The organism is Fictibacillus sp. 7GRE50 (assembly GCF_015903875.1).
In the GTDB taxonomy this organism is placed as follows: Bacteria; Bacillota; Bacilli; order Bacillales; family Fictibacillaceae; genus Fictibacillus; species Fictibacillus phosphorivorans.
On sequence record NZ_JACZDW010000004.1, the window covers coordinates 470010 to 479189 of the forward strand.

Annotated in this window: 7 protein-coding genes; 6 read left to right on the forward strand and 1 reads right to left on the reverse strand. The window is 33.9% G+C overall.

The window, feature by feature from the left end; all coding sequences use genetic code 11:
* Window positions 1-9 precede the first annotated feature (9 nt).
* On the forward strand, window positions 10-624 hold the full coding sequence (locus IHV12_RS17635) for a PH domain-containing protein (RefSeq protein ID WP_197191648.1): 615 nt from the start codon (window positions 10-12) through the stop codon (window positions 622-624).
* A 120-nt stretch (window positions 625-744) separates the two neighbouring features.
* On the opposite strand, the gene IHV12_RS17640 is transcribed toward IHV12_RS17635, so the two are convergent.
* Entirely contained in the window at window positions 745-1401 is a 657-nt protein-coding gene (locus IHV12_RS17640; protein ID WP_197191649.1) for a GIY-YIG nuclease family protein, read from the reverse strand.
* 162 nt (window positions 1402-1563) lie between these two features.
* On the opposite strand from IHV12_RS17640, the gene IHV12_RS17645 reads away from it, so the two are divergent.
* The 5 genes from IHV12_RS17645 to IHV12_RS17665 all read left to right on the forward strand — a co-directional run bounded on the left by IHV12_RS17645 (window position 1564) and on the right by IHV12_RS17665 (window position 9066).
* Window positions 1564-3468, forward strand: a complete 1905-nt coding sequence (locus IHV12_RS17645; protein WP_197191650.1) for a 3'-5' exonuclease — start codon at window positions 1564-1566, stop codon at window positions 3466-3468.
* 21 nt (window positions 3469-3489) lie between these two features.
* Window positions 3490-3726 carry a hypothetical protein gene (locus IHV12_RS17650; RefSeq protein ID WP_197191651.1) on the forward strand — a complete coding sequence of 79 codons (237 nt, stop codon included), beginning with the start codon at window positions 3490-3492 and terminating at the stop codon, window positions 3724-3726.
* Window positions 3727-3879: 153 nt separating this feature from the next.
* Window positions 3880-6387 carry an MrcB family domain-containing protein gene (locus IHV12_RS17655; RefSeq protein ID WP_197191652.1) on the forward strand — a complete coding sequence of 836 codons (2508 nt, stop codon included), beginning with the start codon at window positions 3880-3882 and terminating at the stop codon, window positions 6385-6387.
* On the forward strand, window positions 6356-8839 hold the full coding sequence (locus IHV12_RS17660) for a restriction endonuclease-like protein (RefSeq protein ID WP_197191653.1): 2484 nt from the start codon (window positions 6356-6358) through the stop codon (window positions 8837-8839). Before IHV12_RS17655 ends, IHV12_RS17660 begins: the two co-directional genes overlap by 32 nt.
* Window positions 8840-8910: 71 nt before the next feature.
* Window positions 8911-9066 carry a hypothetical protein gene (locus IHV12_RS17665; RefSeq protein ID WP_197191654.1) on the forward strand — a complete coding sequence of 52 codons (156 nt, stop codon included), beginning with the start codon at window positions 8911-8913 and terminating at the stop codon, window positions 9064-9066.
* The last annotated feature ends 114 nt before the right edge of the window (window positions 9067-9180 follow it).

Genomic DNA, 9180 nt, shown 5'->3' on the forward strand with positions numbered 1-9180 from the left:
GAGAGTAAAATGGGGATCTATCAAAGAATATGTTATAAAGCAGAAGATTTATTCGTAAAGCTTTTGACTAAAGATCAAGATAATGTACTAGTAAAAGAAAAAGTTCAAACTTATCGAAGTAGTAAAGAAGCTGTGAAAGAACAAAAGCGTATGAAAAGAAAACTTGCAGCTGAAGAACGCCAGCAACAACTTGAAGTTCAAAAAGCAAAAGAAAAACAAGAGATTGAAAATCTATTAAACTCACTAGTAAATGACTCTTACACGACTTACGAATTTAACGAAGTGAAAAATAATAAGGCATTCTTTCAATCTCTTATACGAAATGTGTTTGAGCCAGATGAAAAAGGATTAACCTTCTTATTCTGTGAGTTTGATAAAAGCAGTAAGAAAGAAATTAAAGGCTACTTAATCGCTACCAACAAACGTGTATGGTTTGTAAATAAGTCATTTAGCTCCCAACAAAAATTTCGCTATCAAACCATTAGGGACATTAAATGGTTTAACGACGGGATGCTAGAAAAGGGCTTATACATGCAATACGGTGTTAAGCGACATGAATTTGATGAGATCTTTGATAAAGAGCAGATGATTCGTGTTGCGAATAAAATACTTGCTTATATTTAAGAAACATAAAAATTTAGAAAAGCTAGAGCTGGCATTGTACCGGACTCTAGCCTTTTTATTATTAGGTTTATTGTTGAACATAGTCATAGATATACAGGAACAGGCCATAATTTATAATTACTAATTCTTTAAGGTGCTCTTCTCCTTCAATATCCCTTCCTTAACCATATTCACAAGTGTTCCTTTATTTTTAAACTTAAAGAACATAATGAGACGATCCAAGTCTTTCTTAGACAAATCTATATCATCAGATACTAACTCATAATGCTCTAACTTATGTATGAGAGATTTCGCATATTCTTCTTGTTTAGGTGTAAGGGGAACCCTACGAGAGTCAATCGCTTCTTTAATAATCCCTTTATTGTTAATTGTATCTTCAATGTATCTCGAATAATTTCCGTTTCTTAACCATGTAAGATCTTCTGAACTTAAGGTATACCATTCACCTTGTACACGTTTGTTAGTAAAGTAATCATGAAAGGCAGCTTCTGTTTGATGATGGTTACCTGACTTTACGAGATGAATCAGCTCATTTTTAAAAGGTAGGATTACAGTGAACCCATTAATTCGTTTATCTATTTGTGTGGTCTTTCCAATCTGGAAATGACCAGTTTGGTGATCCTGAACGAAGAATACATAACCTGTCGCTTGACCTCTTGGAAAAGGGGTATTTATTATTTTTTGCAACTCAGATTGATTTTGTTGATAGAGATGAAGAGATTCAGTACTAAGTGTTGTAGTTCCACTCTTAAATAAAGATACTAGGTATTTAATCACAGTCGTCACTCCGTTTTTACGAGATATGTATAGGTATAGCATAATAAAATTTGGTAAAGTTTACAAACAATAGTTGATTTTTACTAGTTTTTTTAAGAGAATGATAGAGAGATGTCTAATATTGTAAAAATATTTTTGAATAAAATAAGATAGGTGAATGTCATGGCATACATGGTTCCACTTACAATACGATCTTCTGCCACAGCTGGCGAAAGACTATTATTCCATACACTTAAAAACTACTTGCCTGATGATTATATCGTGTACTATGAGCCTGAAATCCAAGGAAGACGCCCAGACTTTGTTATTTTAGGACCAGATCTAGGGTTAATTGTGTTAGAAGTGAAAGATTATACAAGGAATACGTTATATCAACTTAATTCAGATGACTGGGTCATTTCAGCTGCGAATGGTTTACAAGCAACTGTGAAGAACCCTTTAAAACAAGCTAGAGAATACGCCTTTCAAATAAGTAATGTATTGAAAAAAGATAAATGCCTCATTCAAACAGAAGGAAAGTATCAATTTCAGCTTAAGTTTCCTTTTGGTTACGGCGTTGTTTTTACCCGTCTCTATCAAAAAGATATGGTGAGAGATAACTTATATTCCATACTTGAACCGAACTTGACGTTAGCAAGAGACGAGATTGATCCAGAAAATGAACACTTCTCAGAAGAGTTATTGATGGAGAAAATCCTTGATATGTTTATCGTGCCTTACCGGCTAAAAGAACCATTAACAAATGAAGAGATCGCTGCCATTCGTTATCATTTGTTTCCTGAAGTGCGAATTAGCGCAGAATTTAAACAAGCTGTACCTTATCAAGATCAGCTATTGTTGTCTTTAAAAGATATTAAAGTCATGGATCTGCATCAGGAGAATCTTGCTAAACAATTAGGAGATAAGAACCGACTCATTCGAGGGGTAGCGGGTAGCGGTAAGACCTTAATCTTGGCATCAAGAGCGAAGATGATTGTAAAAGAACACCCTGACTGGAAAGTATTAATTCTGTGCTATAACATTTCACTCGCTCAAAGCATTCGTCAAATGGTTCATGCTAAACTTTCGGAGCCTGAGGATCTTTTTGATTTTGTACATAAGCCTGAAGAAAAGAAAGTCAGTGACAACATTATCATTCGCAACTTCCATCAATGGTTGAAGCAAGATTTGAAGATTAATGAATACCAAATCCCAACCATACTAGAAAAGATCGATCAAAACGAAGCCATATTACCCAAATATGATGCGGTGTTAATAGATGAAGGACAAGACTTTGAACCAACATGGCTAGGATTGGTAAGTCGTTTGTTAAATCCGGAAACACAGTCTTTATTGATAGTAGAAGATCGAGCACAAAACATTTATAAAAGAAAAACAAGCTATGTCCAAGACACAGGAATGAGTTTCCAAGGGCGATCTAAAATCCTGAATATCAACTATAGAAATTCAGCTCAAATTGTAAAGTTTGCCTGGGATTTTTACCGCGAGCATTCACAATTAAATACAAAGGTAATTCAAGGTCAAACTGAAGGTATTGAAATCATTCACCCTCAGGGAACGAAACGTAAGGGACCAGAACCATTTGTGTTGGAAGCTACCAACTTTACTGAAGAAATGGAAAAAGTAGCACGAACCATAAAGAAGCTTCATGAAATTCGTAAAGTGCCATATTCCGAAATGCTGATTCTTTATCGAGTTAGAAAGACGAATAAGCTCGCTGTAACAGATACAATCATTCGTACGTTTATAAAGCATAATATCCCTTACTATTGGTTAACTGAACATGAAGGTTCCAAACGGAATTTTGTAAAAGAAGAAGAATCAGTAAAGATTAGTACTATTGAAAGTAGTAAAGGACTAGACTTTCAATCCGTTTTCGTAGTAAACACCGACAGCATGCCTTTCCCACTAGAAGAAAGTAAAGAAAAAGAAGTGTCATTGCTTTATATAGCTATGACAAGAGCACAAAACTACCTTTGTATTTCTTACTCAGGAGAATCAGAGTTTACTAAATACTTTATGAAATCTAAAGATGAAATAATAAGTGCAATTAAAGAAGTTAAATAAACTAAACTAGGGATGATGGAAATGGCATTAGTAAAAGAAGAATCTTTAAAGAAAATCGATAAAAATAGAAACAGTGTGCACCAAGAGGTTCAAGCTACATATTCGGTTTTTAAAGATAAAAACAACAATAAATATTTTCAATTAAATACCTATGGATCTGAGGAAAGAAAAGTTAAGGGAGTAACAAGTCAGTCTATTCAACTTGATGAAAAAGCAGCTAGAAAATTGATTGATATTCTATCAAAAGAGTATTTATAAAAAAAAGGAACAATTAGCCATTCTATATCCGATGTGAATAAATTGAGAACACTTGATTTATATCAAGTGTTTTTTATCTATTTAAGTGATACACCATAATTGATATGATTTAAGAAACAAGTCTATTTAATAATACTAGAGGAAGTTGATAACATGCTTGAAAAATTAATTATTAACTATTTAGGGCATTTAAAAGATATCCAGACTTTGAGTTCTAAGGAAAAAAATTCTATTAAGTTAAATGATAAAGGGTTATATGTTGAAACGGATACGTCCAAAAGAAAGTTTGTAGTAAGTGAAAAAGACAGTTCTTGGGAGTTAATTTCATTTCAATTTTTATATGATGCATGGAACGAATTTTCAAGTATTAGACTAGCAAATTCTTCAGATTTTGTTAAAGCTAAAGGTCGCTCATCTTTTATTATGGCATTGTTTTCTCAACTTCCATTTGTATCAGTAACACAAAAAAATGGAAAGAAAGCTATAATGCTAAATCAATTCTTTACAGATCAATTACCAGAAATAAACTTAAATCAAGTATTAGAATTATTAGAAGAAGTTATTGAAAAGGGACTAGATCTTAAATCTCTCAAACAAAGCTATCCAGAAGACAATGTTTATAGATTAAAATCTCGTGCCCGACAAGGATTAAAATTATTGGGTTTCATTGATAGTCAATATGTAATAAATGTGGGTTTAATTGAAGAATATAGATCAAGTAAAGTTCGATCAGTTATTCTAAAAAAACAAATGTTAAAACATACGTATTTCTCTATTGTCTATGAACTTCTTTCAAAATTCTCCGATTTAGAAAAGGTATATAAGTTTCAAGCTATAAAAGAACTTGGAATGTTAATTGTAAAGAATTCTACTGGAGATAATTTAATGCGTGATTCTGTCGCGGATGTTCGGACAAGATATATGCTTTCTTGGATGCAAGAAGTAGATTTACTTGATGAGGAGTTGAATCCAATTATGGAAGAAAGCATTCGTCCATTACTTATTAAAACCATGCAGGATTATTTAACTGCTAGAACGGAGCCGCTAACTAATCATCCCATAGGAAAATTAGTTCGGAATGAGCTGCCTAATGCAATTTGTCGATTACCTTTCATTGATTCGAATACATATTCAGTTAAAGGTTCTGTCGGACAGGGGAATTGGGCAACAGTTCCTTGGTTAGCTATCTTAAATAAGAATGTTACTCCTTCTACTCAACGGGGATACTATATTGTTTATTTGTTCAGCGAGAATATGAAAGAACTTTATTTAACATTTGCACAAGGGATAACTGAAACATCCAGAAATGAAATGTTAAAGATGAATGAGGAAATAAGAGAAAACATTGTAATGGATGGAGTAAAAAAAAGTAATGATTATTTTCTTGGGGAAGGTGCAAAAGCAAGAGGATATGTTGAAAGTACAGCAGCTTACATAAAATACTCTTTAGATAACATGCCTTCTGAAAATCAACTTGTAAATGATTTAGAAAAAATGATCTCTTATTATGAGAGTTTCATAGATTATAAAAAAGAAAGACGGGAAGAAGAAATGATTGTTATACCACATGTAAATGAGAAAGAGATAACTGATCATATTCACTCCTACATACAAAGCAAAGGTTTCTACTATAAAAAAGAAGAAGTCATCAATCTCTACTTATCTTTAAAAACAAAACCTTTTGTCATACTCTCCGGAATATCAGGCACAGGGAAAACGAAAATGGTTCAGTGGTTTGCTGAGAGTGTGGGTGCTACAGAGAGAAATGGTCAGTTCACTTTAATTCCAGTTCGGCCTGACTGGAGTGATGGTTCTGATCTATTAGGCTATGTAGATATTAAGGGTGACTTTAAGAAAGGTCCATTAACTTCTGTTCTGGAAAGAGCAATGGATGATCCGACCAAACCTTTCTTTGTTTTACTTGATGAAATGAACTTAGCTCGAGTTGAATATTACTTCAGTGATCTATTAAGTGTAATGGAAAGTCGGCGACGGGAAGATAGAGAGATTATAACGACACCGGTATTAGCTTTTGAGGTGGATGGCAGAGACATTATTCTCCCTTCAAATGTTTATATTGTTGGAACGGTAAACATGGACGAGACGACACATCCTTTTAGCAAGAAGGTGTTGGATCGTGCAAATACAATCGAGTTTAATAGAGTTCAATTGAATCATTTTGCTTTCTTAGAAGATCTTGAAGAACAGGAACCATTATCTATTGGGAATCATTCTTTAGCGGGAGACTCTTTGCATTTAAAAGATGTGTACAAAGATAACATAGCGGTAATTACAAAGGTAACAGAAGTGCTAGTCAATATTAACGTACAGCTTGAAAGTATTGGTGCTCAGGTCGGTTATCGAGTACGAGATGAAATTTGTTTTTATGTAATTTATAGCGAGAAAGATAACTTACTGACATTTGAAGAAGCGATGGATCAATCGATTCTTCAGAAGATACTTCCGCGTATTTCAGGGAGTGATGAGCGTGTATGGGATACACTTAAGGGGCTTTATGAAATTTTCACGAATCAGGTCTATGATACCGATGTGCTACCTGAATTCGATAAAGCGATATATCCTAAGTCTGCACAAAAGGTTGTGGATATGATTAGGAGGTATCAGCTAGATGGCTTTACTTCCTTCTGGATTGGTTCGTGAGGATGTTGAACTCGTATTAATTGAAACGGATGAATTTACTCTTTTTATGAAAGGAAAACCTTATCATCAGCGGTTTGAAGGATTGTCTCAGTATAAGAAGAAACTGCAGAATGAAACGATGGAATTTAAGGTTGAGGGAAAAGCGATTCAGTCTATTAAAGTCTTTGATGTAGATCAACAAGAGTTAACAGCCGGCTCAACATTTAGACCCATCTTTTTTGAGAATGGAAACTATCAAATAATCGTTACATCAAAAATAGATTCAGAGTTAGAGTTCTATCATGAACATCATCTTTTACGAAATGCTGTGAGTAGTGTTCCAGTAGGGCCTAAGCAGGTTCTTATGGGAAGTCTGCAATTTCAAAATGAAGTCGGTTTGTCTACTTTTGAAATTCGTACGCAAGGGAAAACCTTATTGTCTGTAACTTTTGAAATCTTTCCTTCAAAGCTTGATTACAAAGAAGATTATCGAAAGCTCTTAGATGAAGTGAATGAAGAAATCTATAATTTAGCGTTTCATTTTTTAAGGAAAACGTATCTTGGAGCAAGAACTAGAGTAGAGGGAGAAGCAAGTGCTGCTGAATTTTATCGGTTGATTCAACACCATTTTAGATCCTTTTTACAGGCGATCAAAAGAATTGAGCAACAACCGCATCATCAACTGATTACCACTCATCAAAAGGTGAGAGGTGATCAATTAAAGAAGATGGACTCTTATGGTCGAAACCAGCTAAGAAAAAAAGTTTCATTGTTTCAAGAGGTTCCAAATGGTATTCAGTTTGAGAACAAACAACTTATGCCTATTGAAGGCTGGCAGGTTAAAAAAGAGCACTCATTTGATACGATGGAAAACCGTCTAATTAAGTGGTTGATGATTCGAATTGAAGATAAGCTGAAGGATCTGCGTAAAAAGGTAGAAGCTCCAAGTGGTAGATACAAAACAGAACCAGATCAAGAAGTGGTTAAGGCGATCAAAGATATGCAGAAGCTACTGCAACAAAGAATTAAAAATCCATTTTGGAAGACCATTAGTAAGTTGGATCGTTCAATTATGAGTTTAGTCATTCAGATGGCACCAGGGTATAGAGATGCTTTTCAAATCTATGTTTTACTTTCCCGTGGATTAGAATTACATGGTCAAATCTATAAAATGTCGGTTAAAGATGTAGCTCAACTTTATGAGTATTGGACATATCTTAAACTTGGTGCTCTATTGGATAAAAAATATTTGCTCTTATCTCAAGATGTGGTAAAGGTGAATCGAGAGGGATTGTACGTGAACCTCGATGGTAGAAATTCTGCTAAACGCGTTTATCAGCACCCACATACAGGAGAGAAGATTATTCTTCAATATCAAAAGGAAGAAAGGCATCTTCCTACGATCACACAAAAACCAGATACGATGCTGAGCATTCAGAAGAAAGGTAAGGACTACAGCTATAACTATATCTTCGATGCCAAATATCGTATTGATTTTGCGGTAGAAGATAGTTATTACGGAAAACGTTATAAAAGTCCTGGTCCAATGGAGGATGACATAAACACGATGCATCGATACCGAGATGCGTTAGTTGTTCAACATGAAGGGCCATATGAACGAACAGCCTTTGGGGCATATGTTTTATTTCCGTGGTTTGAAGAAGAGTTGTATGAAAAGCATGCATTTTATAAAAGCATTGAGACCGTTAATATCGGAGGATTGCCTTTCTTACCAAATGCAACGAGGTTAGTCGAGGACTTTGTAGAACACCTTATTGAAAAAAGTCCAGAAGAGATTCAAGAAGAAGGCATTCTACCAAGAGGTACATTTGATCGCTGGCAGTCGTCATTAGATGAAACCGTTCTGGTTGGTTTAATAAGTGATGAGGAAATTCTTACTGAGTGTATTCAACAAAAAATATTTAAGATAGCTGTGAAAGACTTAAAAAAGGGATGGCAAGAAGCAAAACATATAGCTCTGTATCTATCAACTAAAGCTACAAAAAATAATGGAGTAAGATATTACGGTCAGATTGATGAGATTATTTTCAGTTCAACTGAACGGAATAAACAATTCGTTACATTTAAATTGATCGTTTGGAAAGAACTAACGCAAGTAATTAAACCGGTTGGTTACGGTATAGCTTCATACATGCTCACCACATTAAATGCTTTAAAAGATGCTAGAGAGTTACCTGAACTATATATGAAAAGTAAAGATGAGTTAGCTGTTTGGAGAACAATGCGTAGGTTATTCAACAATCCAAAGATTAACCTGAACCATAAATTTTTAGATCAGGCATCAGAAATAGTTCAAATACAGTCAGGTGAGATATTAGTTTCTGTAGGTAATCATGAAATAAAATTAAAACGTATGGGAAGTATGCAAACAAAATTGATTATTAGAGAAGACTTTTTAAATAATCCTAGTCGGTTATTTAAAGAAGTAATTAAGATCTTAGATATTTCTTAACATTGTAAGGAAAGAAAAATTTAAACATGTTCTACACTACATTGTTAAAGAAAGGATGAATAGATAAGTAAATGAAAACGAAAAAATGTATTAAATGTGGTGTCCGGCTTCATCCTACTGACTGGATTATTTTAAAAGAAATTAACACCCTTCCTATTTGTGATAACTGTTCCTTAGTTGATAATAAGAAGGGCGAAGAGAATGGTGTAGAAAAACAAAATTATTAAATTTTCATAAATCTTTTTAATTGTGATGAAATACTCAAAAAACCTAATAAATGTATACTGTAATTCATTCACTTTTGATTAATTATTATCTAGAATTTTTCTTGCTGGTTTGAT

What these genes read in the sequence shown, in the direction of transcription:
- IHV12_RS17650 (WP_197191651.1), top strand. Translation starts at nt 3,490, where the DNA reads ATGGCATTAGTAAAAGAAGAATCTTTAAAGAAAATCGATAAAAATAGA.
- IHV12_RS17635 (WP_197191648.1), top strand. Translation starts at nt 10, where the DNA reads ATGGGGATCTATCAAAGAATATGTTATAAAGCAGAAGATTTATTCGTA.
- IHV12_RS17645 (WP_197191650.1), top strand. Translation starts at nt 1,564, where the DNA reads ATGGCATACATGGTTCCACTTACAATACGATCTTCTGCCACAGCTGGC.
- IHV12_RS17660 (WP_197191653.1), top strand. Translation starts at nt 6,356, where the DNA reads ATGGCTTTACTTCCTTCTGGATTGGTTCGTGAGGATGTTGAACTCGTA.
- IHV12_RS17665 (WP_197191654.1), top strand. Translation starts at nt 8,911, where the DNA reads ATGAAAACGAAAAAATGTATTAAATGTGGTGTCCGGCTTCATCCTACT.
- IHV12_RS17655 (WP_197191652.1), top strand. Translation starts at nt 3,880, where the DNA reads ATGCTTGAAAAATTAATTATTAACTATTTAGGGCATTTAAAAGATATC.